General features: G+C 62.0%; 26 protein-coding genes. 14 read left to right on the top strand and 12 right to left on the bottom strand.

Annotation, left to right across the window (positions count from 1 at the left end; translation table 11 throughout):
• Positions 1-647 precede the first annotated feature (647 nt).
• The 5 genes from ytfQ to ACSQ3I_RS12690 all read left to right on the top strand — a co-directional run bounded on the left by ytfQ (position 648) and on the right by ACSQ3I_RS12690 (position 6,019).
• Complete coding sequence (gene ytfQ / locus ACSQ3I_RS12710) at positions 648-1,610, top strand: galactofuranose ABC transporter, galactofuranose-binding protein YtfQ (protein WP_435999364.1); 963 nt, start codon at positions 648-650, stop codon at positions 1,608-1,610.
• Between the two features lie 137 nt (positions 1,611-1,747).
• Positions 1,748-3,265, top strand: a complete 1,518-nt coding sequence (ytfR, locus tag ACSQ3I_RS12705; protein ID WP_435999362.1) for a galactofuranose ABC transporter, ATP-binding protein YtfR — start codon at positions 1,748-1,750, stop codon at positions 3,263-3,265.
• Positions 3,262-4,275, top strand: coding sequence for an ABC transporter permease (locus ACSQ3I_RS12700; protein WP_435999360.1), 1,014 nt, complete (start codon positions 3,262-3,264; stop codon positions 4,273-4,275). The genes ytfR and ACSQ3I_RS12700 overlap by 4 nt, the downstream gene beginning before the upstream one ends.
• Before the next feature lie 5 nt (positions 4,276-4,280).
• Positions 4,281-5,243: a galactofuranose ABC transporter, permease protein YjfF gene (gene yjfF / locus ACSQ3I_RS12695; RefSeq protein ID WP_435999358.1), complete on the top strand. Its 963-nt coding sequence runs from the start codon at positions 4,281-4,283 to the stop codon at positions 5,241-5,243.
• Positions 5,244-5,260: 17 nt separating this feature from the next.
• The gene (locus ACSQ3I_RS12690; RefSeq protein WP_435999356.1) at positions 5,261-6,019 is read left to right on the top strand and encodes a FadR/GntR family transcriptional regulator; all 759 of its coding nucleotides are present in this window, start codon (positions 5,261-5,263) and stop codon (positions 6,017-6,019) included.
• Between the two features lie 51 nt (positions 6,020-6,070).
• Here the strand turns inward: ACSQ3I_RS12690 and ccoS are convergent, their stop codons facing one another.
• The 4 genes from ccoS to ccoG are packed head-to-tail and all read right to left on the bottom strand — an operon-like array spanning position 6,071 to position 10,579.
• Entirely contained in the window at positions 6,071-6,214 is a 144-nt protein-coding gene (ccoS, locus tag ACSQ3I_RS12685; protein WP_435999355.1) for a cbb3-type cytochrome oxidase assembly protein CcoS, read from the bottom strand.
• Complete coding sequence (locus tag ACSQ3I_RS12680; protein ID WP_435999353.1) at positions 6,211-8,502, bottom strand: cation-translocating P-type ATPase; 2,292 nt, start codon at positions 8,500-8,502, stop codon at positions 6,211-6,213. Before ACSQ3I_RS12680 ends, ccoS begins: the two co-directional genes overlap by 4 nt.
• Positions 8,499-8,999 carry a FixH family protein gene (locus ACSQ3I_RS12675; protein ID WP_435999351.1) on the bottom strand — a complete coding sequence of 167 codons (501 nt, stop codon included), beginning with the start codon at positions 8,997-8,999 and terminating at the stop codon, positions 8,499-8,501. Before ACSQ3I_RS12675 ends, ACSQ3I_RS12680 begins: the two co-directional genes overlap by 4 nt.
• On the bottom strand, positions 8,996-10,579 hold the full coding sequence (gene ccoG, locus ACSQ3I_RS12670) for a cytochrome c oxidase accessory protein CcoG (RefSeq protein ID WP_435999350.1): 1,584 nt from the start codon (positions 10,577-10,579) through the stop codon (positions 8,996-8,998). Before ccoG ends, ACSQ3I_RS12675 begins: the two co-directional genes overlap by 4 nt.
• 109 nt (positions 10,580-10,688) lie before the next feature.
• Between ccoG and ACSQ3I_RS12665 the strand changes: the two genes are divergently transcribed.
• Entirely contained in the window at positions 10,689-11,087 is a 399-nt protein-coding gene (locus ACSQ3I_RS12665) for a hypothetical protein (protein WP_435999348.1), read from the top strand.
• The gene (locus ACSQ3I_RS12660; protein WP_435999346.1) at positions 11,074-11,505 is read left to right on the top strand and encodes a type II toxin-antitoxin system VapC family toxin; all 432 of its coding nucleotides are present in this window, start codon (positions 11,074-11,076) and stop codon (positions 11,503-11,505) included. The genes ACSQ3I_RS12665 and ACSQ3I_RS12660 overlap by 14 nt, the downstream gene beginning before the upstream one ends.
• A gap of 2 nt (positions 11,506-11,507) precedes the next feature.
• On the opposite strand, the gene ccoP is transcribed toward ACSQ3I_RS12660, so the two are convergent.
• From ccoP to ACSQ3I_RS12630, 6 genes are all read right to left on the bottom strand, one after another.
• On the bottom strand, positions 11,508-12,371 hold the full coding sequence (ccoP, locus tag ACSQ3I_RS12655) for a cytochrome-c oxidase, cbb3-type subunit III (RefSeq protein ID WP_435999344.1): 864 nt from the start codon (positions 12,369-12,371) through the stop codon (positions 11,508-11,510).
• A gap of 2 nt (positions 12,372-12,373) precedes the next feature.
• Positions 12,374-12,526: a cbb3-type cytochrome c oxidase subunit 3 gene (locus tag ACSQ3I_RS12650; protein ID WP_435999342.1), complete on the bottom strand. Its 153-nt coding sequence runs from the start codon at positions 12,524-12,526 to the stop codon at positions 12,374-12,376.
• Between the two features lie 12 nt (positions 12,527-12,538).
• Positions 12,539-13,270: a cytochrome-c oxidase, cbb3-type subunit II gene (ccoO, locus tag ACSQ3I_RS12645; protein ID WP_435999340.1), complete on the bottom strand. Its 732-nt coding sequence runs from the start codon at positions 13,268-13,270 to the stop codon at positions 12,539-12,541.
• 10 nt (positions 13,271-13,280) lie between these two features.
• Complete coding sequence (gene ccoN, locus ACSQ3I_RS12640) at positions 13,281-14,900, bottom strand: cytochrome-c oxidase, cbb3-type subunit I (protein ID WP_435999338.1); 1,620 nt, start codon at positions 14,898-14,900, stop codon at positions 13,281-13,283.
• 399 nt (positions 14,901-15,299) lie between these two features.
• Positions 15,300-17,222 (bottom strand): PAS domain S-box protein, encoded by a 1,923-nt coding sequence (locus tag ACSQ3I_RS12635; protein WP_435999337.1) that lies wholly within the window; start codon positions 17,220-17,222, stop codon positions 15,300-15,302.
• Positions 17,223-17,244: 22 nt separating this feature from the next.
• A complete protein-coding gene (locus tag ACSQ3I_RS12630) occupies positions 17,245-17,994 on the bottom strand; it encodes a cyclic nucleotide-binding domain-containing protein (protein ID WP_435999335.1) in 750 nt (249 codons plus the stop codon).
• 135 nt (positions 17,995-18,129) lie between these two features.
• Here ACSQ3I_RS12630 and ACSQ3I_RS12625 point away from each other — a divergent pair, with 135 nt between their 5' ends.
• Positions 18,130-18,858: a response regulator gene (locus tag ACSQ3I_RS12625; RefSeq protein WP_435999333.1), complete on the top strand. Its 729-nt coding sequence runs from the start codon at positions 18,130-18,132 to the stop codon at positions 18,856-18,858.
• A gap of 24 nt (positions 18,859-18,882) precedes the next feature.
• On the opposite strand, the gene ACSQ3I_RS12620 is transcribed toward ACSQ3I_RS12625, so the two are convergent.
• Positions 18,883-20,529, bottom strand: a complete 1,647-nt coding sequence (locus ACSQ3I_RS12620) for a Na/Pi cotransporter family protein (protein ID WP_435999331.1) — start codon at positions 20,527-20,529, stop codon at positions 18,883-18,885.
• A 148-nt stretch (positions 20,530-20,677) separates the two neighbouring features.
• On the opposite strand from ACSQ3I_RS12620, the gene ACSQ3I_RS12615 reads away from it, so the two are divergent.
• From ACSQ3I_RS12615 to ACSQ3I_RS12595, 5 genes are all read left to right on the top strand, one after another.
• Positions 20,678-21,322 carry a DUF47 domain-containing protein gene (locus ACSQ3I_RS12615; RefSeq protein WP_435999329.1) on the top strand — a complete coding sequence of 215 codons (645 nt, stop codon included), beginning with the start codon at positions 20,678-20,680 and terminating at the stop codon, positions 21,320-21,322.
• Positions 21,322-22,326, top strand: coding sequence for an anion permease (locus ACSQ3I_RS12610; RefSeq protein ID WP_435999327.1), 1,005 nt, complete (start codon positions 21,322-21,324; stop codon positions 22,324-22,326). Before ACSQ3I_RS12615 ends, ACSQ3I_RS12610 begins: the two co-directional genes overlap by 1 nt.
• Positions 22,327-22,453: 127 nt before the next feature.
• Positions 22,454-22,621, top strand: coding sequence for a hypothetical protein (locus tag ACSQ3I_RS12605; protein ID WP_435999325.1), 168 nt, complete (start codon positions 22,454-22,456; stop codon positions 22,619-22,621).
• Positions 22,622-22,789: 168 nt separating this feature from the next.
• A complete protein-coding gene (locus tag ACSQ3I_RS12600; RefSeq protein WP_435999323.1) occupies positions 22,790-22,975 on the top strand; it encodes a hypothetical protein in 186 nt (61 codons plus the stop codon).
• 146 nt (positions 22,976-23,121) lie between these two features.
• Complete coding sequence (locus ACSQ3I_RS12595) at positions 23,122-24,567, top strand: cryptochrome/photolyase family protein (protein ID WP_435999321.1); 1,446 nt, start codon at positions 23,122-23,124, stop codon at positions 24,565-24,567.
• On the opposite strand, the gene ACSQ3I_RS12590 is transcribed toward ACSQ3I_RS12595, so the two are convergent.
• Positions 24,551-24,799, bottom strand: a complete 249-nt coding sequence (locus ACSQ3I_RS12590; protein WP_435999319.1) for a hypothetical protein — start codon at positions 24,797-24,799, stop codon at positions 24,551-24,553. The two genes, ACSQ3I_RS12595 and ACSQ3I_RS12590, sit on opposite strands and share 17 nt — an antisense overlap.
• A 208-nt stretch (positions 24,800-25,007) precedes the next feature.
• On the opposite strand from ACSQ3I_RS12590, the gene ACSQ3I_RS12585 reads away from it, so the two are divergent.
• The gene (locus tag ACSQ3I_RS12585) at positions 25,008-26,267 is read left to right on the top strand and encodes a class I SAM-dependent methyltransferase (protein WP_435999317.1); all 1,260 of its coding nucleotides are present in this window, start codon (positions 25,008-25,010) and stop codon (positions 26,265-26,267) included.
• The last annotated feature ends 58 nt before the right edge of the window (positions 26,268-26,325 follow it).

The following is a 26,325-nucleotide window of genomic DNA, read 5'->3' as shown; positions in this document are numbered from 1 at the left end:
CTTCGAAATGCAAATCAGCACAATCACGGCTTAATGTTTGTTAAGAAAGGCAAATTTCAAGCGCGTAGGCCTCTGGAGGAAGCTGTCATGAGAAATGAGTTCGACGCATATCGGAACACGCAAGCCACGGTACACAGCTGGTCTGAAAGCATAGGGAACAAAAAATTCGACTCACTCGAACTTGCTCTCGGCTACTGTCGACATCATCTGGCCCATCTGTCTTCGATCGAGCTTTTCATCCATGCCGGAAGCCTACCGGAGCCCATCATTTGCGGGACGGACCTGGAAGCGCTCGTAGCCGAGAGTTCATCCCCACATCAGGCAGGATAAGCGGCCTCGTTACCAATTCTGGCTACGTTCGGTGATTTCGCCAACATGCTCTTCGCTGGTCCAGTTCGCGCATTCATTCAATGCACGCTCTCCCGCGCCTCCTTCATCGCCGTATTCATAGCTGTATCCATTGCCGCCCTGATCGGATGTGGCTTGTGAGCTGAAGTCACAGCTTTTCACCCGCAGAAACGCTCTATCCCTCTGCTTTCAAAGGAGATTCGCAGCGATATTTGTGCTTCGACAATTTCCCATTTACATTAGTATTATAATATGATTTTTTCTCCTCGCTGCACAGTGCAGCTCTGTGGGAGGAAATCATGAAATTTGTAAACGCACTCGCGAGTGCCACGGTTCTGGCTGCCTGCTTTCTGTCGCCGGTCAACGCGGCGGATCTGACGGTCGGCTTTTCGCAGATCGGTTCGGAATCCGGCTGGCGCGCCGCGGAAACGACGCTGACCAAGCAGCAGGCCGAAAAGCGCGGCATCGACCTGAAGTTCGCCGACGCCCAGCAGAAGCAGGAAAACCAGATCAAGGCGCTCCGCTCCTTCATCGCCCAGGGCGTCGATGCCATTCTCGTCGCGCCGGTCGTCGCCACCGGCTGGGATGAAGTGCTACAGGAAGCCAAGGATGCGGAAATCCCCGTCATCCTGCTCGACCGCACCGTCGATTCGAAAGACGACCTCTACATGACCGCCGTCACCTCCGACCTGGTTCATGAAGGCAATGTCGCCGGCAAGTGGCTGGTCGATACCGTTGCCGGCAAGCCGTGCAACGTCGTCGAACTGCAGGGCACGACCGGCTCTTCGCCGGCGATCGACCGCAAGAAGGGTTTTGAAGCCGCACTTGCCGGCAAGGACAACCTGAAGATCATCCGCAGCCAGACCGGCGACTTCACCCGCACCAAGGGCAAGGAAGTCATGGAAAGCTTCCTGAAGGCGGAAGACGGCGGCAAGAACATCTGCGCCCTCTATGCACATAACGACGACATGGCCGTCGGCGCCATCCAGGCAATCAAGGAAGCCGGCCTGAAGCCGGGCACCGATATCCTCGTCGTCTCGATCGACGCTGTTCCGGATATCTTCCAGGCGATGGCTGCCGGTGAAGCCAATGCCACCGTCGAGCTGACGCCGAACATGGCCGGCCCGGCCTTCGATGCGCTGGAAGCCTTCCTCAAGGACGGTACCGTTCCGAAGAAGTGGATCCAGACGGAATCCAAGCTCTACACCCAGGCAGACGACCCGAAGAAGGTCTACGAGGAAAAGAAGGGTCTCGGCTACTAGGACCAGAGCCGCACTTGCGGGACCGTGCCGCTTGAGGCACGGTCTTCATTCCCGAAAAGACGGCGGGACGAACGGCGCTGCCCAGAAACGGCTGTCGCCCGCCGGCTGATGCCACCTTCTTGAAGAGACGACATCGCATGCAGGCGGAGCCGGACATCATCCTTGCCGCCACCGGGATCTGCAAAAGCTTCCCGGGCGCAAGGGCACTCGACACCATCGATTTTACATTGCGGCGCGGCGAGGTGCATGCGCTCCTCGGCGAAAACGGCGCCGGCAAATCCACCCTGATCAAATGCCTGACCGGCGCCTATCACCGCGACGAAGGCACGATCCTGCTCGACAGCCACGCGGTCGATCCGCGCAACACGCTGGACGCCCAGAACATGGGCATCGGCACGGTCTACCAGGAGGTCAACCTCCTTCCCAATCTGAGCATTGCGGAAAATATCTATCTCAACCGCCAGCCCCGGCGCTTCGGTTTTACTGCGACCGGCGTCATGAACCGGATGGCGACGGATCTCCTGTCGCAATACGGGCTGGATCTGGACGTTACGGCAGCGCTCGGCAGCTGTTCGGTCGCCGTGCAGCAGGTTGTCGCCATCGCCCGCGCCGTCGATCTTTCCGGCAAGGTATTGATCCTCGACGAACCGACCGCCAGCCTCGACGCCCAGGAAGTCGAGATGTTGTTCCGCATCGTGCGCCAGTTGAAGGCGCGCGGTCTCGGCATCGTCTTCATCACCCACTTCCTCGAACAGGTCTATGCCGTATCGGACCGCATCACCGTGCTGCGCAACGGCCGCCTCGTCGGCGTGCGCGACACGGCGGCGCTGCCGCGCAAGGACCTGGTGGCGATGATGCTTGGCCGCGAACTCGAAACCGAGGTCGAATCCGGCGCCAAACGCCACAACGCCGCCGGCAAGGTGCGCTATCGTTTCTCCGGATATGGCAAGCGCGGCAAGATCGAACCCTTCGACATGGAGGTGCGCGAAGGCGAGGTCATCGGCATTGCCGGCCTGCTCGGCTCGGGCCGCACGGAAACGGCGGAAGTGCTCTTTGGCGCCGTACGCGCCGACAAGGGCACGGCCGAAATCGACGGCCAGACCGTAGCGCTGAACTCGCCGCGCGCTGCGATCCGGCACGGCTTCGGCTTCTGCCCGGAAGACCGCAAGATCGACGGCATCGTCGGCGATCTCTCGGTGCGGGAAAACATCGTGCTGGCGCTGCAGGCCCGGCGCGGCTGGTCCCGCCCCCTCTCCCGTGCCGAACAGGACCGGCTGGCCGACCGCTACATCAAGGCGCTCGACATCCGCACCAGCGACCGGGAAAAACCGATCCGGCTGCTTTCCGGCGGCAATCAGCAGAAGGCGATTCTCGGCCGCTGGCTGGCCACCGATCCGAGCTTCATGATCCTCGACGAGCCGACCCGCGGCATCGACGTCGGGGCGCATGCCGAAATCATCCGGCTGATCGAGGAGCTGTGTGCCAAGGGCATGTCGCTCGTCGTCATTTCCTCGGAGCTGGAGGAACTGGTGGTCTACAGCAGTCGCGTCGTCGTCTTGCGCGACCACCGCCACGTCGCCGAACTGTCGGGAGACGAGATCACCACCAGCCATATCGTCAACGCCATCGCCTCGACCGAAAGCCCCGCACCATGATCCGCACCGTCCAACAGCTCGCCTTGCGGCTGCTGCCGCAGGTCATCGCCCTTGCCATCGTGCTGGTCATGATCGCCGCCGTCTTTCCGGGCTTCTTCTCCTTCTCGCTGCAGAACGGCCGGCTCTATGGCAGCGTCATCGATATCCTCAATCGCGGCGCGCCCGTGGCGCTGCTCGCCATCGGCATGACGGTGGTGATCGCCACCAAGGGCATCGACCTGTCGGTCGGCGCCGTCATGGCGATCTGCGGCGCTGTTGCCGCCGCTTCCGCCACGCATGGCAATCCGCTGATCGTCACCCTGGCGCTGGCGCTGGCCACCGGCATCGTCTGCGGCATCTGGAACGGCTTTCTCGTCGCCGTGCTCGACATCCAGCCGATCATCGCGACGCTGGTGCTGATGGTCGCCGGACGCGGCATCGCCCAGCTGGTAACGGAAGGCGCCATCCTGACATTCAACGACGAAGGCCTGATCTTCATCGGCGGCGGTGCCTTCGGCGGCCTGCCGATGCCGGTGGTGATCTGGATCGTCTTCGGCATCGCCATCACCGCGCTGGTCCGCCGCACGGCGCTTGGCATGCTGATCGAGGCGATCGGCATCAACAGGCGCGCCAGCACCCTCTCCGGCATCCAGACGCCGGTGCTGCTGATCGCCGCCTACACCTTGTCCGGCCTCTGCGCCGCCATCGCCGGCGTCATCGCTGCCGCGGATATCCGTGGCGCCGATGCCAACAATGCCGGCCTGTGGCTGGAACTCGACGCCATCCTTGCCGTGGTCGTCGGCGGAACCTCGCTGCTCGGCGGCCGGTTCAGCATCGCCGCCTCGCTGCTCGGCGCCATGATCATCCAGGCAATCAACACCGGCATCCTGCTGTCCGGCTTCCCGCCGGAATTCAACCTGATCATCAAGGCGGTGATCATCGTCGTCATCCTGGTCGTCCAGTCGCCGAAAATCCGGACGATCTCGTCCTTTTTCGCCCGGCCGGCCCGGCAAAACGGCGGGGAGCGCTGAAATCCATGAAACCGAAATACCTACCGCTCGCCGCCACAATCGCGATCTTCATCATCGCCTACGCCGTGTGCGCCCTGCAATATCCGGCCATGCTGTCGACCCGCGTCGTCGGCAACCTTTTGACCGACAACGCCTTTCTCGGCATTGCCGCTGTCGGCATGACCTTCGTCATCCTGTCCGGCGGCATCGATCTGTCGATCGGCTCGGTGATCGCCTTCACCGGCGTCTTCCTTGCCGTCGTGCTCGAACATACCAGCATCCACCCGCTCGCCGCGTTCGTGCTGGTGCTGGCGATCACCACGGTGTTCGGCATGATCATGGGCGCGATCATCCACTATCTCGAAATGCCGCCGTTCATCGTCACGCTGGCCGGCATGTTTCTGGCGCGCGGCATGGCGTTCGTGCTGTCGATCGACAGCATTCCGATCAAGCATCCGTTCTACGCCACGATGAAGACCTTTTATTACAAGCTTCCCGGCGGCGGACGCATAACGCTCATCGGCGGCCTGATGCTGCTGGTGTTCATCGCCGGCATGGTGATTGCCCACCGCACGCGCTTCGGCACTAACGTCTATGCACTCGGCGGCGGCACGCAGACATCGCGACTGATGGGCGTGCCGGTTGCCCGCACGACGATTTTGATCTATGCCCTCTCCGGTTTTCTGGCAGGACTCTCCGGAATTGTTTTTTCGCTCTACACATCGGCAGGCTATTCGCTTGCGGCGGTGGGGGTGGAACTTGATGCCATCGCAGCCGTGGTGATCGGCGGAACGCTGCTGACCGGCGGCGCCGGTTTCGTTGGCGGAACGCTGGTGGGATTGCTGATCCAGGGACTGATACAGACCTACATCACCTTCGACGGATCGCTGTCGAGCTGGTGGACGAAGATACTGATTGGCCTGCTGCTTTTTGTTTTCATCCTGATGCAGAAACTCATTCTGTATCTGTCGCGGAAAAAGGCGGGGTAACACGAAGGGGGCGTGCATTGCAGAGGGGGATTCTCGACACCGTGATCAGCGGCGCCAGGGCGCGCAACAGTCATGCCCAGGTGGTGCAGGCGCTTGGCCGCTCGATCATCGCCGGCCGCTATCCGGTCGGATCGACGCTCCCCGGTGACGCCGAACTTGCCGCCCTGTTCGGCGTCTCGCGCACCGTGCTGCGCGAGACCATGAAGACGCTGGCCGCCAAGGGGCTGATCGTCGCCCGCGCCCGCATCGGCACGCGCGTCACGCCGCTGCAGCAATGGAACCTCTTCGACAAGGATGTACTCAACTGGTACTTCGATGTCGGCGTGACCGAAGAATTCATGCTGCACATCAGCGAGATCCGCATGGCCTTCGAGCCGCATGCGGCGGCGCTGACGGCGCGCCAGGCCTCATCGCAGGACATTGCCCGGATCATGACGCTGGCGCAGGCGATGGACGATCCGCAGCACGATGCCGAAACGCTGGCCTTCGCCGACCTGAAATTCCACCTCGCCATCCTCGATGCCTGCGGCAATCCGTTCATGCGCAGCGTCGGCAGCCTGATCGAGGCAGCGCTGACCGGCGTCTTCAAGCTCAGCTCGCCGGCCGCCGATCAATCCCGCATCCATGATGTCGCCCAGGCGCATATCCGGATCGTCGACGCCATCGCCGCGCATGACGAGCAAGGCGCCCGCGAAGCGATGGAAAACGTCATCCGGGTCGGCCGTGACCGGGTGGTCGCGGCGCTGGAAGAGAAGCAAGGCAACCCGAAATCCTGACACAGTCCAGGATCCGCTTCGGCGGTGCGCACAGGCGCAACAGCACCCCTGTCAATCGTCGCCGTCGTCCAGAACGCGCCAGGCTGCCCCTTCCAGGTCTTCGTACTGGCCGCTGAGCAACGACCAGACGAAGGCCGCCAGGCCAAGCCCGCCCAGGAAAAGCGCAATCGGGATGAGATAGATGAGCATGTTCATGCCGTTCTCCTTGTCCCGGCCGCGACCGGACGCATTTGCCTCTGCGGCGCTTCCGGTTCACTGAGCCGGTTGAGGCGCAGCGCATTGGCGACGACGATCAGCGAAGAGGTGGACATGGCGACCGCGGCAATCAGCGGCGTCGCATAACCGGCAATGGCGATTGGCACGGCAATGATGTTGTAGCCGATGGCAAGCGCAAAATTCTGCCGGATCAGCCGCCCTGCCCGCCGCGAAATATCGATTGCCATCGGCACGGCATCCAGTCCCTCATGCATGAAGACCAGATCCGCGGCCTGGCGCCCGACATCGGCCGCCGTCGCCGGCGCCATCGAGACATAGGCCGCCGAGAGCGCCGGGGCGTCGTTGATGCCGTCGCCGACCATCAGCACCCGCCGTCCGGCAGACTGCAGCTTTTCGCACGCCTCCACCTTGTCCTTCGGGTTCAGCCCGGCAAACCATAGCGGGATAGCGAGCCGGCGCGCCGTTTCCTCGACCACGGCGACACGGTCGCCCGAAAGCACGGCGGTGGCAAAGCCCTGCTTCTGCAGTGCACGAACCGCCGCCGACGCGTTCGGCCGCAGCATGTCCTCGAAGTAGAACCGGGCGAGCATGGCGCCATCCCGCGACAGCACCACTTCCGAAGCGGCACGTCCGGCCTGGTCTTCGACCGTCTCTCCCGGGCAGGCAAAGCCGTGCCGGCCGAGCCGATAAACGCCTTCCGACGTTGCCGCTTCCAATCCTTCGCCGGGTTTTTCCGTGACATTTTCGAAGTGGCGTGTCGGCGCGGTGGCATGCTCGGCCAGCGTCCGCGACAAGGGATGCAGCGAGTGTGACGCCAGCGCCGTGGCGATCGCCCAGTCGCGGTCGTCGGCATCCACCGCCTCGGTGAGCCGTGGCCGTCCCATCGTCAGGGTGCCGGTCTTGTCGAAGGCGACGCTGTCGATTTCTCCCAGCCGCTCGATTGCCGATCCATCCTTGACCATGATGCCGTGCTTGAACAGCCGGCCGGATGCCACGACCTGCACCACCGGTACGGCCAGTCCCAGCGCGCAGGGGCAGGTGATGATCAGCACGGCGACGGCGACCAGCATCGCATGTTTCCAGTCTCCGCCCAGAAATCCCCAGCCGAGGAAGCATGCAAGCGCCAGAACGTGCACGACCGGCGAATAATAGCCGGCGGCGCGGTCGGCGATGCGGCGGTATCTCGCCCGGCTGCCTTCCGCCGCCTCCATCATGCCGATGATCTCGGAAAGCAGCGAGTCCTTCGCCGTCGCCTTTGCGGCAATCACCAGGGAGCCGGTGAGGTTGAGGCTGCCGGACTTCAGTTCGTCGCCGGTTCCGACCGGCAGAGGCACGCTTTCGCCGGTAACGATCGACAGGTCGACATCGCTGACGCCGCTAACGATCTCCGCATCGACCGGAATGCGCTCGCCGGCGGCCAGCGCGATACGGTCGCCGACGCGGATTTCGTCCACAGGCACGTAACGCCGCGAACCGTCTCCATCGATGACGAGCGCGCCGCGCGGCGCCAGGCGGGCAAGGCCGGTGATTGCCGCCCGCGCCCGGTCACGCATGATATGATCCAGCGTGCGGCCGATCAGCAGGAAGAAGAGCAGCGAAACGGTGGCATCGAACCAGGCGTGTTCGCCGTGATTGATCGTTTCCCAGAGCGAAATCGTATAGGACAGGATCACCGCAAGCGAGATCGGCACATCCATGTTGGTGCGGCCGTGCTTCAGGGCATTCCAGGCCGACAGGAAGAAGAAACGTCCGGCATAGATCAGCGCCGGAGCGGCGATCAGCGCCGAGATCCAATGGAACATGTCGCGCGTCGCGGCATCGGCGCCCGACCAGACGGAAACCGACAGCAGCATGATGTTGGCGGCCGCAAAGCCGGAGATACCGACGGCGACCAGCAGCTTGTTGCGCAACGTATCGCTTTCGTCCAGCGCCCCGGCGGTGAAAAGATGGGTGCGGTAACCGGTCGCGGAAATTGCCTTGAGGATATCGACGGGATCGGCGGGCTTGCCACCGATTTCTTCCGCCCAGACGCAGCTCACCCGTTTGGTGGTGAGATTGACGCGGGCGCTGCGAACCAACGGCAGGCGCAGCACCGCCGCCTCGACGGTCGAGATGCAGGCGCCGCAAAACATGTCGGGCACGCTGAGATCCAGTTGGCGCAAGCCGTTCCCCAACGGCTTGCTTGCCAGCCAGACCTCCTCCCCGGAAGGAACGCGGTCCGGGCCGAGCGCCAGGACGCCTTCGGTATCGACGGCGCAGCAGGTCACAACGCGCCCTCCCCGACATGAAAGCGGAACGCCTCGTGCATGATGGTCTCTTCGCCGCGCTTCGAGACGATTTCGGCGATCCATTCGCCGGCAGGAACGTCGTACGCCTTCTCGAAACGGCCCTCGCCCGCCTTGGTGAGCTCCGTTGCAAAATCCTGATGGTCGCCGACCGGCCGCTTGAAATGCACGGTCACCGAATCGGCTGCCGCCGGCGAACCATCGCGGTTGCGCAGATCATATTCGATCATGCCGTCGTGGACGGAGATCTTTCCAGCAATGCCGCTGGCCGCCATCGCCCGCATCGCCGCCGCCTTGCCGTTGAACTGCTGGCTGGCGACATAGGTGTTTTCGACGATCAGGCCGCTCCAGCTGGTGGCGGCATACCAGGCCATCAGGACGTTGACGCTGATGATCACGCCGAAGAAGGCGAGCATGATCGCCAGCATGTGACGCCCGGTAAAACCCTTGCCGGCCGGATTGTTTGGAATGGCGCTCATTTCGTCTCTCCCGGCGCGTTGAAGGCTGCCGTGTAGGTTACGTGTTCTTTTTCCTGCAGATCGTCGGCAATGAAGAGGAATTCATTGACCGGCTGGTCGGTGTCCTTCCAGGTGACGAACACTTTGAGGGTTTTTGCGCTGTCGGGGTCGGCTGGGATGTCAAAACTCCGGCCCTCGGCATCGGCGAGCTCCGGTATCTTCATCGTCGCACCGGAAAGCCCTTCGAGGGTCAGGCGGATGGTGCGTGGACGCGGCACCATGTTGAGGATGCGCACGGTGTAGCCGTTGCGGATCGAGCCGTCCGATTCCATGACGAATTGCGGATTGCGGTCGTGCAGCACGTTGAGTTCCAGCCGCTGGCGCATGCCAAGATGCACGACCATGGCGATACCCACCGCCGCCCAGACCACGGCGTAGAATACGACACGCGGGCGCAGGATGATGCGCCAATCGAAATGCCGGATTTCGGGCACGAAGGCGCCGTCTGCATCGCGCACGGCCTGCGGGCGGATCTCCGTCTTGCCGCCATCGGTAGCCAGCGCCATGTTGGAGGCATATTCGCTGAGTGTCGCATAGGCGATGAGGCCGCGCGGCTTGCCGATCTTGTCCATGACGCCGTCGCAGGCATCGATGCAGAGCGCACAGGTGATACACTCCATCTGCTGGCCCTCGCGGATGTCGATGCCCATGGGACAGACGGCAACGCAGGCATTGCAATCGACGCAATCGCCGACCGGCCGGCCTTCGGCGGCGGCCTTCTTGGCATGACGCGAGCGCGGCTCGCCACGCCAGTCGTTGTAGGTGACGACCAGCGAGTTTTCATCCAGCATGGCCGCCTGGATGCGCGGCCAGGGACACATGTAGGTACAGACCTGTTCGCGCATCAGCCCGCCGAGCACGTAGGTCGTTGCCGTCAACGTCGCGACAGTCGCATAAGCGACCGGCAGGGCATCGCCGCGGAGGAACGAGGCCGCGAGTGTCGGCGCGTCGGCAAAATAGAAGATCCAGGCACCGCCGGTGGCGACACCGATCAGCAGCCAGGTCGCATGCTTTGCAACACGCTTGCCGAATTTGGAAAGGCTCATGGGCGCGGCGTCGAGCTTGATGCGCGCATTACGGTCACCTTCGATCGCCCGCTCGACCACCAGAAAGAGATCGACCCAGACGGTCTGCGGACAGGTGTAGCCGCACCACGCGCGGCCGACGGCGGTCGTCACCAGGAACAGCCCGAAGCCCGCCATTACCAGCAACCCGGCAACGTAGAAGAATTCCTGCGGCCAGATCTCGATGAAGAAGAAATAGAAGCGGCGACCGCCCAGATCGAGGAGGATCGCCTGATCAGGCGCATGCGGGCCGCGGTCCCATCGCACCCAGGGCAGCAGGTAATAGATGCCGAGCGTGATCGCCATGATGATCCACTTGAAGCGGCGGAACCGCCCTTCCGCCCGCTTCGGATGGATCTTCTTGCGCGGGGCGTACAGCGGTTGGCGCGGTTGCTTCGGCGAATTGACGGGCTTGACGTCGATCTGTTCGACGGACGGCTCGTTCTGGTCGATGCCGGGGGCGGTATAGAGATTCATGGGACCCATCCTTTGTCCCCTATTTCGCACTCCCTGCGGTTCCTGCCCTTGACTTAAATCAAGTGCGGCGCCATGCCGCGCACATCCTCCGGCGCAGCCAGTCTACCGGATGTCGCGCGGGCTGGCGCTTGCGGGGCGTCGTTCCCTTGGTGCTGTCCGCACTTGCGCCGTTTTGCTGGCGAAAATCCGGAAAGAGCATTATCTTGATGCCAAACAGGAGATCGCCATGGGCCTGCACAAGCTGGAAATCGAATTGACGGACGACCTTTTGTCGCGGATCGACTCCATTTCGGCGCGCACCCACAATTCCCGTGCCGAAGTGGTGGTGGAAACACTGAAGGATCACCTGCCCGCCGAGCCGGCCACCGAATATGCGACTGACCGCGCTGCCATCGAGAGACGAATGGCCTTCCTGAACGAGATGTTCGAGCGGGCTTCCCGCTATTCGTCCAACCTGTCCGATGCTGAAATCATGCAACAGGTCCGAGAGTCACGTGGTGACGAATGACACGCCGTTGCGCGTCTACCTCGACAGCAATGTCTTCATATACATTGTAGACGGAGAGCCAGGCTACCAAACTCAGGCGCGGTATGCGATCGCCTCGCTTCCTGCGCACGCCACATTCTGCACCAGTGAAATGACCGTTGGCGAGTGCCTTCGCGGTGCTCTGCGCCTCGGCAATCGCGGCAGCGCGGAAAGCTATCTGGATCTGTTGCAGGATCAGGCATTTGTTTCACTGCATCCCGTCACCCTCCAGCTTATCAAGCGGGCCGCGGAGATCGGCGTCTCCATGGGGATGAAGCTGCTGGACGCACTCCACGTCGCCACCGCCGAAGCCCTGGGATGCGCTATCTTCCTGACAAACGACCGGGGCATTCGCGCCCCGGCCGGTATGGAGATTCGTCGGCTGTCGGAAGAGGGTTGAGCCTACTCGCCACCGCCGAGCGAGTGGACGAAGATCGCCAACTGCTTCACCGTCGTATCGCCCAGACGCGCCGTCCAGGCCGGCATGACGCCGTGCTTCGGAGCGGAGATCTGGCGGATGATCGCCTCCTCGCTTTTTCCCTTCAGCCAGATGGCGTCGGCAAGGTTGGGGGCGCCCATCTCGCGGTTGCCCTTGGCGTCTTCACCGTGGCAGCTGGCGCAGTTGTCGATGAACAGCTGCTTGCCGGCCTCCGCCAGTGCCGGATTGGAAGGCGTACCCGTCAGACTGACGACATAGGCCGCCGTCTGGCGGATCTGCTCCGGTTCCAGCACGCCGGCAAAGGCCGGCATTTCCGAAAAATGCGTATCGGCATCGGAATCGTCGCGGATACCATGGGCAATGGTGTGGTAGATCGCGTCGAGATTGCCACCCCAGAGCCAGTCGTCGTCGTTGAGGTTCGGGAAGCCGGGACCGCCGGCCGCACCCGAGCCGTGACAGGTGCTGCAATTCACCTTGAAGGCGGATGCGCCGCCGGCAATGGCAAACGTCCGAAGCGTCGGATCGGCATCGATCTCCGTCACCGGCTTGGCGGCGATCTGCTCCAGGAACTTGGTCTGCGTCACCGCGGCGCTATCGACCTCGGCGGTGAACTCCGCGCGGCTCGAATAACCGAGCCAGCCCTTCGTCGTGTCGGTGATCAGCGGGATCGAGGGATAGGCGATCGCGTAACCGACCGCCCAGAGGATGGTGGCGTAGAAGGTCCACACCCACCAGCGCGGCATCGGATTGTTCAGCTCGCGGATGCCGTCCCATTCGTGGCCGGTCGTCTCGACGCCGCTGAGTTCGTCAACATGTTTGTCAGCCATTCTCAGTCATCCTTCAAAGGTATGTCGGCGGCTTCCTGGGCGCCCTTGCGGGCACCCGGACGGAGCGTGAAAAGCACCGTGCAGACAAAAAACAGCGCCATGGCGAGCAGGCCCCAGCTGTCGGCGAAGTGGCGCATCGCTGTATAGGTTTCCATCGGACGTCCTCCTCAGCGGTAACCGGTTGCGTCGTCATAGGTGGAGAAGTCGACCAGCGTGCCGAGCATCTGCAGATAGGCGACGAGCGCATCCATCTCCGTCAGCTTCTTCGGATCGCCGTCGAAATCGCCGATCTTGGCCTTGGGATAACGCTCCAGCAGTCCGGCGGTATCGGCTTCCGGATCGGCCTGCGCCCTCATATCGGCATCGGCACTGGCGAGCATGTCGTCGGAATAAGGCACGCCGACCGCCCGATTGGCCTTGAGATTAGCGGACGCGTCGTTGATCTCGAGTTCCGTCTCCTTGAGGAAGGCATAAGCCGGCATCATCGATTCCGGCACCACGTCGCGCGGCCGCACCAGGTGCTGCACATGCCATTCGTTGGAGTAACGGCCGCCGACGCGGGCGAGATCCGGGCCGGTGCGCTTCGATCCCCACTGGAACGGATGGTCGTACATCGACTCCGCCGCCAGCGAGTAGTGGCCGTAACGCTCCACTTCGTCGCGGAACGGCCGGATCATCTGGCTATGGCAGGCGTAGCAGCCTTCGCGGATGTAGATGTCGCGTCCGGCAAGCTCCAGCGGCGAATAGGGCCGCATGCCCTCCACCTTTTCGATGGTGTTCTGGAGGTAGAAGAGCGGCGCGATTTCGACGATGCCGCCAATGGACACCACGAGCAGCGAGCCCACCAGGAGAAGCGTCGCGTTGCGCTCGAGGATTTTGTGTTTGTCGAGGATGGACATGGATGTCTCCTTATTCGGCAGGCTGTGCGAGGACGGTGCCCGGCATCGGCGCTTCGTCGCGCTGGTAGCCGAGGATCGTCATGGCGACGTTCCAGGCCATGACCAGACCACCCGCGAGGAACAGGGCACCGCCGACGGCGCGCAGCAGGTAGTAGGGGAACATGGCGGCGACGGTTTCAGCGAAGGAATAGACCAGGAATCCCTGGCTATCGTATTCGCGCCACATCAGGCCCTGCTGGATGCCGGCAACCCACATGACGGCGGCGTAGACGACGATGCCGAGCGTGGCGAGCCAGAAGTGCCAGTTGACCATGCGCAGGCTGTAGAGCCGTTCGCGGCCCCAGAGTTTTGGCACCAGATGGTAGACAGCACCAAAGGTGATCATGCCGACCCAGCCGAGCGCGCCGGAATGCACGTGGCCGATGGTCCAGTCGGTGTAATGGCTGAGCGAGTTGACCGCCTTGATCGACATGACCGGGCCTTCGAAGGTCGACATGCCGTAGAAGGCGATGGCCATGATCATCATGCGGATGATCGGGTCGGTGCGGACCTTGTCCCAAGCGCCCGAAAGCGTCATCAGGCCGTTGATCATGCCGCCCCACGAGGGCATCCACAACATCACCGAGAACACCATGCCGAGCGTCTGGGCCCAGTCGGGCAGCGCGGTATAGTGCAGGTGGTGCGGGCCGGCCCAAATGTACATGAAGATCAGCGCCCAGAAGTGGATGATCGACAGGCGGTAGGAATAGACCGGGCGATTGGCCTGCTTGGGCACGAAATAATACATCATGCCGAGGAAGCCGGCGGTGAGGAAGAAGCCGACGGCGTTATGGCCGTACCACCACTGCGTCAGCGCATCCTGCACGCCCGAAAACAACGAATAGCTGCGCGAACCGAGGAACGACACCGGTACCGCCAGGTTGTTGACGACGTGCAGCATGGCGATGGTGACGATGAAGCCGAGATAGAACCAGTTGGCCACATAGATATGCGGCTCCTTGCGCTTCAGGATCGTGCCGAGGAAGGCGATGAGATAAGCGACCCAGACGATGGTCAGCCAGATATCGACATACCATTCCGGCTCGGCATATTCACGGCTCTGGGTGATGCCGAGCAGATAGCCGGTGGCCGCCATGACGATAAACAGCTGGTAGCCCCAAAACACGAACCAGCCGAGGCTGCCGCCGAACAGGCGTGCCCGACAGGTGCGCTGCACCACATAAAACGACGTGGCGATCAGCGCGTTGCCGCCGAAGGCGAAGACGACGGCGGAGGTGTGCAACGGCCGCAGGCGGCCGAAGTTGAGATAAGGCGCGAAGTTCAGGTCGGGATAAGCGAGCTGCAGGGCAATCACCACCCCGACGAGGAAACCGACAACGCCCCAGAAGACCGTGGCGATGACGCCGTAGCGAACGACATCGTCGAAATATTCGGACACCGGCGGTTGCGGCAGAACCTTGCCCGCCGGGGCGAACTTGACCCGCCCCAGCATGACGATCGCGCTGCCGGCCAGCACGAAAAAGAGCACCCACATGTGGGCGGCAAACAGGCTGTCGTGCGCCATTCCGGCGCCGAGAAGCGCCAGGAAGGCTGCGACGGCCAAGCTTATGGTTGAAAACGTATAATTCATTGATATCGCCCCCGAAGCGAGATGAGCGGGTCCGCGGTGAAACAGACCCCCGGTAATCCTCTGCTGACACGCGGGAAGCGTCAGAGCCTTGACCTAGATCAAGAGTGGGGCGGTTGGCGGAAAAGCCTGCCGTTTATATTGCTGCGGAGGGGGAAAATGGGGCGGCGCAGTGGCTTCCTCTATCCCGATGCCGCACGGGACGAGTTTCCCTTCTCCCCGTTGGGGAGAAGGGGCCCGAAGGGTCGGATGAGGGGGTGAAACAAGGCAGAACTTTCCCTCGTGCCCCTCATCCCGCTGCCGCGACCTTCTCCCCAAGGGGAGAAGGAGGCAGGCGGCACCCTCTCCTCAGATTGCAAGTACGACCGAATAGAGAGAGAAAACTACCGAATTGCCATGATCTCAGTCGAGGATTTCGCGCAGCCGCATAGCGAGTTCGCGGGCAGTGTAAGGCTTCTTGAGCCAGCTTCCGGATTGGGCAAGCTCGCGCCCCGCAATCGTCGGTTCGGCGTAACCCGAGGTGAACAGGATTTTGATCGCCGGTTTCAGCTGCCGCACATGATTGGCAAGTTCATCGCCGGTCATGCCGCCCGGCATGACGATGTCTGTAAAGAGGAGCGCGATATCGGAATGGTCTTGAAGCCGGTCGAGCGCTTCCGCACCGTTTTCCGCCTCGACAACGCCGTAGCCGAGTTCGTTCAGCCGCGCCACGGCAACGCGGCGGACGCGTGCATCATCCTCGACGACCAGAACTTTTTCCGAGCCGCCCGGCATGCTGGCGCGCAACGTCGATTGCGGCTCTGTCGCGATGGCGGCTCCATCGGCCTTCTGCGCCGCCGGCAGGAAGATGCGGACGCTGGTGCCCTGCCCTATCTCGCTGTAAATCTGCACATGGCCGCCGGACTGCCGGGCAAAACCATAGACCATGCTGAGGCCCAGGCCGGTGCCCGAACCGACACCCTTGGTGGTGAAAAACGGTTCGAAGGCGCGTTGCTTGATTTCTTCCGTCATACCATTGCCGGTATCCGTGACGGAGATCAGCACATAATCGCCAGTACGAACCTGCGGATACATCTGGGCATAATCGGCATCCAGCCGCGTGCCGGTGATTTCCACTGCCAGCCTGCCGCCGCGCGGCATGGCGTCCCTGGCATTGAGCACCAGATTCAGAATTGCATTCTGCAATTGCGATGCATCGACCAGCGCCTCGTTGTCGGCACCGGTAATGATCGTGCGAAACTCGATCGCCTCGCCCAGGGACCGCCGCAGCAGGTCGGAAAATCCGGAAACGAGCTGGCCGACATCGACCAGCTTCGGATTGAGTGGCTGGCGCCGGCCGAAAGCGAGCAGCTGCCCCGTCAGCTTGGCGCCGTCCTCGGCAGCGCTTTGCGCCTCCTGCAACAGGGGACGCAGCTTTTCGTCGCGCAGCTTCATCTCGATCATTTCGAGATTGCCGCTGATGACGGTGAGCAGATTGTTGAAATCATGCGCGAGGCCGCCGGTCAGCTGGCCGATCGCCTCCATCTTCTGCGACTGGCGCAGTTCTTCCTCGATCTTGTGGCGGCTGGTCAGGTCGCGGATGAAGCCGGTGAAGATGCGCTTGCCGCTGGCGATCGCCTCGCCGACGGAAAGCTCCATGGGAAAATGCGAGCCATCCTTGCGCTGCCCCGTCACCACCCGGCCGTATCCGATGATTCGCCGCTCGCCGGTGTGCAGATAGCGGGAAATGTAACCGTCATGCGCCTCCTGGTCCGGCGACGGCATGAGCATGCGGACATTTTTGCCGCAAACTTCCTCCGCCCGATACCCGAACAGCCGTTCCGCCGCCGCGCTGAAGGAGGAAATCGTGCCGATATCGTCGATGACCACCATCGATTCGGGCACGGTGTCGAGAATGGAGCGAAGATGCGCCTCCCTTTCGGCCAGATCGTTTTGTGCTCTCTTCATGTCGGTCACGTCGTTGTTGCTCTGGATGATCACCGGTTCCGAAGCGGTGGAAGGCTGGGTCAGCACCCAGCGGCTGGCGACGAAGACGATCGTTCCATCCTTGCGGCGGTGAACGACCTCGCCCTGCCAGGCGCCGCTGCGGCGAACCTCCTCGCGAATATCGTCCAACGGCATGGGAAAGGTCGTCTCCAGCAATTCATGGACGACCTTGCCGATCGCCTCCTGCCGGGACCAGCCGTAAAGCTGTTCGCTGCCGGCCGTCCAGCGGCTGATGACGCCGGAAAGGCCATGAAAAATCAGGTTCGCCTCATCGAGAAGCCGGGCAATTTCATCAAGCCCCGCCTCCGTGGCGAGTTTGGTCTTCGTCGCGTCTTTCATTCTACCTTCGATGCTGGCAGTCTCAGTGGTGCTGCCGCGCCCAGCAAGCGACGAGATTGCGCTCGCCGGCATATTCATCGTCGTCTCCGCAGAGCTGCGCAAGGCCTGCCTGCCGGATAATGCGCACCACGTGTCGGCCGGAAACCGCCAGGATGCCCTTGTTGACCAGCTTGGTCAGCGTTCGCGATACCGTTTCGATCGTCAGCCCGAGATAGTCGGCGACGTCCAGCCGTGTCATCGGCAGTTCGAGCACGGCGACGATTTCGCCACCCGCCGCAACCCGGCGCATCTCCGCCCTCAGGAACGTACAGATCCGCTCTTCCGCATTCTTGCGCGACAACAGCACCATCTGGTCCTGTGCCGCCGCCATCTCGTCGCACATCCGCGCAAACATTTCCGGTCCCAGCTCCGGTGTGCGGACCAGTTCCTGCTCCAGCGCCTTGCGCGACAGGCGCTGAACACAGACGTCACCGACCGCATCGGCGCTGTTGAGATAAAGATCCTTGAGGGAGACACCGACAATGTCGCCGGCATGCAGGAAACGGGTGATGACGCGGCGGCCATCGGAGATGATCTTGAAAATCCGGATCGTGCCCGAGACCACCCGGAACAGATGCTTGGCGGCATCGCCTTCGAAGAACAGCGCCTGGCCGGCGGAAAGCTGCTCGACGGGCTGCCGGACGAAAAGATCACTCAGATTCGCCAGCTGGACACCGAGCGCAACGCCGTCGCGATTGTCCACGACCAGATGAATCGAGCGTGCCTGCAGCATGATGTGTCTCCGCGTTATCGATGCGGATAATTGACAATATGCAGGTGACACGCGAATGAGCCGCGTGTTAGACACGGTGCGATCGTGTAACAGTTTGTAACAAACCGGTTTCCGGCCGGCCCGCCAGGTTGTGATATGTCCGTTCCCCCCCGCCACGATGCACATCTTCTTGTGGTCGATGACGATCCGCGGATCCGCCAGCTCCTGACCACCTATTTTCAGGACGAAGGATATGCCGTCACCGGCGCGGCAGATGGAACGGAGATGCGCGATCATCTCCGCCTGCGGAGCTTCGACGTCATCCTGCTCGATCTGGTGCTGCCCGGCGGGCAGGACGGGCTGGATCTCGCCCGCGAGATCCGGATGCAATCCGACGTGCCGATCATGATGCTGACTGGCCGCGACGACGTCGTCGATAGGATCGTCGGCCTGGAAGTCGGCGCCGACGACTATATTTCCAAACCGTTTCATCTGCGCGAGGTGCATGCACGGTTGAAATCGATCCTGCGCCGCCGCCGACCCGCCGCCTCGTTCCCCGAGCCGCCGACGGAAGAAATCATCGGCTTCGAGGACTGGAAGCTCAATGTCGTGCGTCGCCAGCTTCTCGACCCTGAGGGCAACGAGGTGGAACTGACCACAGGCGAATTCGATATGCTCGTCGCCTTCCTGCGCCATGCCGGCCGCGTGCTGACCCGCGAGACACTGATGGACATGACGCGCGGACGCAATCTGGAAGCCTTCGACCGCACGATCGATGCGCAGATCGTCCGGCTGCGCCGCAAGATCGAGACAGACCCGAAACGGCCGCAATTCATCAAGGCCGTTCGCGGCGTCGGCTACGTGTTCACCGGCCGGCTGGACTGACGGCGTTTCAACCCGGCTCGGGGATTACGAAGCCCGCGATTGCAGGCGGCTTTCGATCAGCAGGCCGCTTTCGTCGAGGATCGGATGGGCGACGGAGACGATGTGGGCGTTGATACGCTTCAGGTCGCGCAGGATATCCAGATGCAGCGAGCTGGTCTGAAAACTTTCCGGCTTGTCGTCCCGCAGGCGCTGCAGGTGGCGTTCGGATGAAATCTTTTCCAGCCGGCGGACCTCCACCTTCACCTCCATCAGCCGCTTCGCCAAGGTGAAATCGCGGGTGACGAAAATGGTCTGCGCAATGCGCAGGTTCTCGATCGTCAGGTTGAAGAGACCGAGCAGTTCCTCGAAACCGTCTTCGGAAAAGCGCAGACCCTTGCTGATCTTCTTGCTCACCTCTTCCGACAAGCCCTTTTCGATGATGTCACCGATATGCTCGAGGTTGATGGCATAATCGATGATGACGATGGAGCGGCGGCTGTGCTCCTCTTCCAGGCTGCGGCGCCCAAGGCTGGAGAGATAGATTTTCACCTCCTGCTGCAGCCGGTCCACCTGTTTTTCCAGCGTCGGAATGTCCTTGAGGCGCGCAAGATCGTTTTTCTGGAACGCATCGGCGGCATTGGTGAGCATGCGTTCGATCAGGTCGCCGACGCCTAGGACTTCGCGTGTCGCGCTGGTCAGGGCGACGACGGGCGTCGCAAGTTCCTCCTTGTCGAGGAAGCGCGGCCCATCCGGTTCGGCGTCCTTGTCGGGAATCAGCCGCAACATGCCGACGGAGAGCAGGCGCGAGAACGGCAAGGCGACAACGGCCAGCACGATGTTGAAGATCAGGTGCGCATCGACCGGCAGGTGGGACACCGACAGCGGCAGCGACGCCAGCAACCGGCCCTCATAAGCGGCGAAAGGCAGCACGAGCGCGCAGCCGAGCGCCCGGACGAACAGGTTGCCGACCATCAGCCGGCGCACGGCCGGGGCGCTCGAGAGCGTCGCCAGCACCGGCGAAACGGCGCCGCCCAGATTGGCGCCCAGCACCAGTGCAATGACGAGCCCCGGTGACAGCACGCCGGTTGCCGCGATCGACAGGATCAGCACCACCATCGCCAGGCTCGACGAAGAGGCGCAGGCAATGCCGGCCGATAGCAGCAGGGCGACAGGCCATGCATCTTCCAGCAGGCGGATGAAGGCGACAAGCGCGGCCGATTCGCGCATGGGTTCGGTCGCCATGCCGAGCAGATGCAGGGAAAGCAACATCAGGCCGATGCCGATCAACGCGTTGCCGACGCCTTGCCGGGAGGGTGAGCCGCTGCGGAAAAGAATGAAACCAGTGATGATCAGCAGCGGCGACAGCCACTCGATTCCCGTTGCCACGATCCAGGCGGTGATTGCCGTGCCGACATTGGCGCCGAGCAGCACCACCTGCGCCATGCGCGGCTCGATCAGCCGCCGCTCGACGAAGGAGGAGGCGATCAGCGCCGTTGCCGTCGAACTCTGCAAGGCAAGCGTCGCCAGCAGGCCGGAAACGAACGAACGGAAACTGCCGTTGGTGCCCCGCGCCAAACCGGTCCTCAGGCGCAGGCCAAAAGCCTGCGTCACGCCGTCCTTCACCTGGCGCAAGCCGAACAGAAGCAGGGCGACCGCTCCGAACAGATTGATCATGACGATCGCCGATGTCATGGCACGCTCCTCGAAGATCGTTGGGCTGTGGAGATCGCGCTCTTCGCGCGACTCAGGAGAACCTTTTGAGGTTACAGCGGTTCCTTTCGCTGCGTTTGTCTTTTATGACAGTTTTATGACACTGTCAGCGACATCAAGGAAGTCCCATATGCTCTCACTGTTCCGGAAACTGCTGCCGCGCGAAGATCGCTTCTTCGACATGTTCGAGCAGCATTCACGGACCGTGGTCGGCGCTGCCGAGGCGTTGAACGCCCTGCTCTCCGGCAACGACATCGAAGGCAACTGCAAACGCATCGTTGCTCTGGAAAACGAAGCCGACGACATCACCCGCGAGGTGTTGCTCGCCGTGCGCCGCAGCTTCATCACACCGTTCGACCGCGGCGACATCAAGGATCTGATCCAATCGATGGACGACGCCATCGACATGATGCACAAGACGGTAAAGACCATCCGCCTCTATCAGCAGACCAGCTTCGATCCCGGCATGCAGGAGATGGGCAAGGCCGTCGTCGAGGCAGCGCATCTCGTCGCCGAGGCCATCCCGTTGCTCAACAAGGTCGGTACCAATGCCCAGCGGCTTTCAAGCATCGCCGAAGAAGTGACCCGCGTCGAGGGCCGCTCCGACGAGCTCTACGACCAGGGGCTGCGTGATCTCTTCCAGCGCCACGGGGTGGCCGGCAACGCCATGGCCTACATGATCGGCAGCGAAATCTACGCCGAGCTGGAAAAGGTCGTCGACCGCTTCGAGGACGTCGCCAACGAGATCAGCGGCATCGTGATCGAGAACGTCTGATGGAAGCCTCCCTTGCCTTTCCGCTGCTCGCGGGCCTGATCGGCATCGCGCTGTTCTTCGATTTCCTCAACGGCCTGCACGATGCGGCGAATTCCATCGCCACCATCGTTTCCACCCGCGTGCTTCGGCCGCAATATGCCGTCGCCTGGGCGGCCTTCTTCAATTTCATCGCTTTCATGTTCTTCGGCCTGCATGTGGCCGAAACGCTCGGTACCGGCATCATCGATCCCAACATCGTTTCGCCGCAGGTGATTTTTGCCGCGCTGATGGGCGCCATCCTCTGGAACATCATCACCTGGATCTTCGGCATTCCCTCCAGTTCGTCGCATGCGCTGATCGGCGGGCTGGTCGGTGCCGGACTTGCCAAGGTGGGCTTTTCGTCGATCGTCTGGGGCGGCCTTCTGAAAACCGGCGCGGCGATCTTCATGTCGCCGGCAATCGGTTTCTTCCTGGCACTGGTGCTGGTTCTTGCCGTGTCGTGGATCTTCGTACGGCAGACGCCGTTTGCGGTCGATAAGACCTTCCGCGTCATGCAGTTCGTTTCCGCCTCGCTTTATTCGCTCGGACACGGGGGCAACGACGCGCAGAAGACCATGGGCATCATCGCCGTGCTCCTGTTTTCGCAAGGCTATCTTGGCGAGAGTTTTTACGTGCCTTTCTGGGTGGTCATCACCTGCCAGTCGGCCATGGCGCTCGGCACGCTGTTCGGCGGCTGGCGTATCGTCCACACGATGGGCTCGAAGATCACGCGGCTCAACCCGATGCAGGGTTTTTGCGCCGAAACCGGCGGGGCGCTGACGCTCTTCGGCGCCACCTGGCTCGGCATCCCGGTCTCGACCACCCACACCATCACAGGCGCGATCATCGGCGTCGGTGCTGCCCGCCGCGTCACCGCCGTGCGCTGGGGTCTTGCCAGCAACATCGTCATCGCCTGGGTTGTCACCCTGCCTGCCGCAGCATTGATTTCGGCCGGTTTCTATTTCATTGCGGGCTTTTTCAGCTGAGGTTGCCGGTGGGGCTGGTGGGCGGGCGAAGCATGCCTGCCCCGGCTTGTTTACCGCCCACCTTTCCCTCCGGCGCAGATGCCCTAGATCTCAGCTATCCTTTGAATAAAAATGAAAGGAAGCAGAGATGACTCCGAAGCAGATTCGCGGGGCCGCCTATACGATCGAACAATTCATGGAAAAATACGGATTGGCCGCGGAAGAAGCGCAAACGCTCTTTGCAAAATTCGGTCCATCCAGTGTCGATCTCGACATTCTGATGCGCGCCAAGGGCAGAGCGCCGGAAGCGGCCTGACACTTCGGAATCGCCTGCTGGCCGTTTGGCCGGCAGGCGTCATGTTGTGACCGATTTAAAAAAATCAATAAAACTCATCCACGTTGTTTAATTTGTTTGGAACAATTTTACCAAGCCGGCGTTACCTTTGGACATTCCGGGTGAATACTTGTTTTTATGGGGCTTTTCATGAAGCATGTGGAAGCGGAGCAGGTGCAAAAGTCCGGCCTGCAGGAAGTTTTGAGCGTCAGGGATTTCTCCAAGCGCCATCGTCTCGAAAAAGATGAAGAGGAGCGCCTGGTCGCCTTGTTCGGCGGCTTTGCGACGCGGGCAGAACTGCTCGCCAATGCCCGACGCCTGGCGATTTTTCGCTGATCCTATCCAGGTCAGGCAGCTGTTCCAGCCCCTTGCCGCGCCGATCAGAAACGGCCGATCGCCGCGTCCGGTGATGAGATTTCTCCGATGCCCCTGCGCGTGCTTCGCTGACCGGAGCGCCTTCCAATAACAATCGAGGTCTTTCAGTGTCCGCGCAGGCTCCTTCCGCCGCCCTCCTGTGGTTCCGCAAGGATCTCAGGCTCGATGACAATCTTGCCCTAATCGCCGCGGCGCGTTCCGGCCGCCCGATCGTTCCGGTCTACATACTGGATCCCAACGACAGGCGGTCAGGATCGCTGGGAGCGGCGCAGGACTGGTGGCTGCATCATTCCCTGGCGGCGCTCGGCGACAGGTTGCAGGCGCTGGGCAGCCGTCTGGTCATCCGCCAGGGCGAAGCGTTGCCGCAACTACAGGACCTTTGCCGGCAGACGGGTGCCCGAAAGCTCGTTTGCAACCGCCGCTACGATCCGCCCGGCGCGACCATCGACAAGGCTGTCTCGGCAGCGCTTGCCGACGACGGCATCGAGACGGAAAGCCACGCCGGCCAATTGTTGCACGATCCTGCCCGACTGCTGACGGGAAGCGGCGGGCCTTACCGCGTCTACACGCCATTCTGGAAAACGCTGGAGCGCAGCGGAGAACCACGCGAGCCGGTGGAGGCGCCGGCCAACCTCGCAGCACCTTCCACCTGGCCACCCTCCGAAAAACTGGAAAGCCTCGGCCTGTTGCCGCGCAAGCCCGACTGGGCATCGGCCTTTTCTGAAGTCTGGACGCCCGGCGAAGCCGCAGCCCTCGAAAAACTCGAAACCTTCCTGGAAGACGGGCTCGATGGCTATGAAACCGGCCGGGATTTCCCGGCCAAACCGGCGACGTCGCTCCTCTCGCCCCATCTCGCACTGGGTGAAATATCGCCCTATCGCATCTGGCACGCCACGCGCGGACTGAAGGTCTCCAGCGGCGATCTGGTGCGGTTTCGCAAGGAGCTTGCCTGGCGTGAATTCTGCTACCATCTGCTGTTCCACTTCCCCGAGCTTGCCGACAAGAACTGGAACAACCGCTTCGACGACCTGCGCTGGCATTCCAATGAAAAAACCTTCCGCCGCTGGACCGAGGGCAACACCGGCTATCCGATCGTCGATGCCGGCATGCGGCAGCTCTGGCGCCACGGTTTCATGCACAATCGCGTGCGGATGATCACCGCCTCCTTCCTCGTCAAGGACCTGATGATCGACTGGCGCGAAGGCGAGCGCTGGTTCCGCGAGACGCTGGTCGATGCCGATCCGGCCTCCAACGGCGCCAACTGGCAATGGGTCGCCGGTACCGGCGCCGATGCCTCGCCCTTCTTCCGCATCTTCAACCCGACGCTGCAGGGCGAAAAATTCGATCCCGAGGGCAATTATGTCCGGCAATTCGTGCCGGAGATCGCCGGGTTGGACAACAAATACATCCATCGGCCCTCTGAATCCCCGGCAAAGGCACTGGAAAAAGCCGGCATCACGCTTGGGGAAACCTACCCCCGACCGATCGTCGACCATGGCAAGGCGCGCACAGTCGCGCTTGCCGCCTACGGCGCACTCAAGGAAAAATCCTGACGGCGTCCGCCCCGACGCTTGCCCTTTCGATCAGGCCGGATACCGTCAGGAAAAAAATTTCCACGCCTTGCCTTTCATCGACAGGAACCTGCGCTATCATCTCAGTGTGACGCCATTCGGGGAGGAGATCCGATGGCACCTTCCGGAAACCGATGTTGAAAACCCGCTGCTTGCCGCAAGGTTTTCGGAAGGTGGAGCTTTGCGCTCCTTCAACTCTGTCGCCGGCCTTCATCGGACGCTTTGAGGCCTGTGGATAAAGGGGCACCGAGGTTTCTCGCCTTCCCTCACGGCGAAAACAGCAAGCCGGATGCGATTCTTCGTTTGTCGATGCGGCAAACCGAGGTTAAGTTGGCGAAATTATGTCCGGGAGGTGACGGCACCAAGGCATTGCACCATCGCAGCCCGGTCATGCACAGGCGATGATTGCTGGAGACCGTTCGATGAAGAACACACCCGTCTGGGACATGCTTTTCCGGAATGCCGAACACCTTTCGGCCGAAAATATCTCGCGCGCCCTCTGGGGCTTGCCGGCGAAGGCGCAGATCATCCTGCGCGGGCTGGCCCATCTCGAATACGGCTCGCTTGCCCTGAACCTGCCGGACGGTCGCAGCCTGCTGGTCAAGGGCAAGAAGCAAGGCCCCGCCGCCGCCATTCGCCTCAACAACTGGAACCTGCCGCAACGGGCGCTCACCGGCGGCACCATCGGCGTTGCCGAAAGCTATATGGACGGCGACTGGGACAGCCCGGATGCCGGTGCGTTCATGGAACTGTTCCTGGTCAACGACAAGGTCGGTTCGAACATTCCCAATGGCGCCCGCGGCCTGTTGCGGCTGGTCGAGCGTTTCCGCCACTGGCGCAACGCCAATACGAAGACCGGCTCGAAGCGCAACATTTCCGCCCATTACGACCTCGGCAACGATTTCTACAAGGAATGGCTCGATCCGACGATGACCTATTCCTCGGCGATCTATTCGACAGGCGCCAACGACCTGCGCTCGGCACAGACGGCGAAATATCGCGCTCTTGCGGAAGCCGCCGGCATTCGCTCCGGCGATCACGTGCTGGAAATCGGCTGCGGCTGGGGCGGTTTTGCCGAATTCGCCGCCTCCGAGATCGGCTGCAAGGTGACTGGGCTGACTATCAGCCGCGAACAGCTGAAATATGCGCAGGAGCGCATTGCAAGAGCCGGCCTGTCGGAAAAGGTCGACCTGAAATTCCAGGATTATCGCGACGAGACCGGCCTCTACGACCGAATCGTCTCTATCGAGATGTTCGAAGCCGTTGGCGAAAAATACTGGCCGACCTACTTCGACAAACTCAAGCAATGCCTGAAGCCCGGCGGCAAGGCGGGGCTGCAGATCATCACCATCAAGCCGGAATCCTACAAGGAATATCGCGACAATCCCGATTTCATCCAGCGCTACGTCTTTCCGGGCGGCATGCTGCCCACTCCGGACCACCTGGCCGAACTCGGTCGCAAGGCGGATCTGGCGCTGACCAAGGACTTCGGCTTCGGCCTCGATTATGCCCGAACCCTCGGGGAATGGCGCGAGCGATTCTGGTCTGTCTGGGACCGGCTGAAACCGCTTGGCTTCGACGAGCGTTTCCGTCGACTCTGGGAGTTCTATTTCTACTATTGCGAAGCCGGATTCCGCGCCCGCAACATTGATGTGCGGCAGGTGGTGTTTACCAAAGCATAATCCGCTCCGGACCCTCCGGAGCAGGTTTTGTCGTCATTGACCAAACAGCGAAGGATGG

This window comes from Rhizobium sp. LjRoot30 (assembly GCF_964253915.1).
In the GTDB taxonomy this organism is placed as follows: domain Bacteria; phylum Pseudomonadota; class Alphaproteobacteria; order Rhizobiales; family Rhizobiaceae; genus Metarhizobium.
This window is presented reverse-complemented; position numbering and strand designations above follow the sequence as displayed.

What these genes read in the sequence shown, in the direction of transcription:
- ytfQ (WP_435999364.1), top strand. Translation starts at nt 648, where the DNA reads ATGAAATTTGTAAACGCACTCGCGAGTGCCACGGTTCTGGCTGCCTGC.
- ytfR (WP_435999362.1), top strand. Translation starts at nt 1,748, where the DNA reads ATGCAGGCGGAGCCGGACATCATCCTTGCCGCCACCGGGATCTGCAAA.
- ACSQ3I_RS12700 (WP_435999360.1), top strand. Translation starts at nt 3,262, where the DNA reads ATGATCCGCACCGTCCAACAGCTCGCCTTGCGGCTGCTGCCGCAGGTC.
- yjfF (WP_435999358.1), top strand. Translation starts at nt 4,281, where the DNA reads ATGAAACCGAAATACCTACCGCTCGCCGCCACAATCGCGATCTTCATC.
- ccoS (WP_435999355.1), bottom strand. Translation starts at nt 6,214, where the DNA reads ATGAACATGCTCATCTATCTCATCCCGATTGCGCTTTTCCTGGGCGGG.
- ACSQ3I_RS12675 (WP_435999351.1), bottom strand. Translation starts at nt 8,999, where the DNA reads ATGAGCGCCATTCCAAACAATCCGGCCGGCAAGGGTTTTACCGGGCGT.
- ccoG (WP_435999350.1), bottom strand. Translation starts at nt 10,579, where the DNA reads ATGAATCTCTATACCGCCCCCGGCATCGACCAGAACGAGCCGTCCGTC.
- ACSQ3I_RS12665 (WP_435999348.1), top strand. Translation starts at nt 10,689, where the DNA reads ATGTCGCGCGGGCTGGCGCTTGCGGGGCGTCGTTCCCTTGGTGCTGTC.
- ccoP (WP_435999344.1), bottom strand. Translation starts at nt 12,371, where the DNA reads ATGGCTGACAAACATGTTGACGAACTCAGCGGCGTCGAGACGACCGGC.
- ACSQ3I_RS12650 (WP_435999342.1), bottom strand. Translation starts at nt 12,526, where the DNA reads ATGGAAACCTATACAGCGATGCGCCACTTCGCCGACAGCTGGGGCCTG.
- ccoO (WP_435999340.1), bottom strand. Translation starts at nt 13,270, where the DNA reads ATGTCCATCCTCGACAAACACAAAATCCTCGAGCGCAACGCGACGCTT.
- ccoN (WP_435999338.1), bottom strand. Translation starts at nt 14,900, where the DNA reads ATGAATTATACGTTTTCAACCATAAGCTTGGCCGTCGCAGCCTTCCTG.
- ACSQ3I_RS12635 (WP_435999337.1), bottom strand. Translation starts at nt 17,222, where the DNA reads ATGAAAGACGCGACGAAGACCAAACTCGCCACGGAGGCGGGGCTTGAT.
- ACSQ3I_RS12630 (WP_435999335.1), bottom strand. Translation starts at nt 17,994, where the DNA reads ATGCTGCAGGCACGCTCGATTCATCTGGTCGTGGACAATCGCGACGGC.
- ACSQ3I_RS12625 (WP_435999333.1), top strand. Translation starts at nt 18,130, where the DNA reads ATGTCCGTTCCCCCCCGCCACGATGCACATCTTCTTGTGGTCGATGAC.
- ACSQ3I_RS12620 (WP_435999331.1), bottom strand. Translation starts at nt 20,529, where the DNA reads ATGACATCGGCGATCGTCATGATCAATCTGTTCGGAGCGGTCGCCCTG.
- ACSQ3I_RS12615 (WP_435999329.1), top strand. Translation starts at nt 20,678, where the DNA reads ATGCTCTCACTGTTCCGGAAACTGCTGCCGCGCGAAGATCGCTTCTTC.
- ACSQ3I_RS12610 (WP_435999327.1), top strand. Translation starts at nt 21,322, where the DNA reads ATGGAAGCCTCCCTTGCCTTTCCGCTGCTCGCGGGCCTGATCGGCATC.
- ACSQ3I_RS12605 (WP_435999325.1), top strand. Translation starts at nt 22,454, where the DNA reads ATGACTCCGAAGCAGATTCGCGGGGCCGCCTATACGATCGAACAATTC.
- ACSQ3I_RS12600 (WP_435999323.1), top strand. Translation starts at nt 22,790, where the DNA reads ATGAAGCATGTGGAAGCGGAGCAGGTGCAAAAGTCCGGCCTGCAGGAA.
- ACSQ3I_RS12590 (WP_435999319.1), bottom strand. Translation starts at nt 24,799, where the DNA reads ATGAAGGCCGGCGACAGAGTTGAAGGAGCGCAAAGCTCCACCTTCCGA.
- ACSQ3I_RS12585 (WP_435999317.1), top strand. Translation starts at nt 25,008, where the DNA reads ATGAAGAACACACCCGTCTGGGACATGCTTTTCCGGAATGCCGAACAC.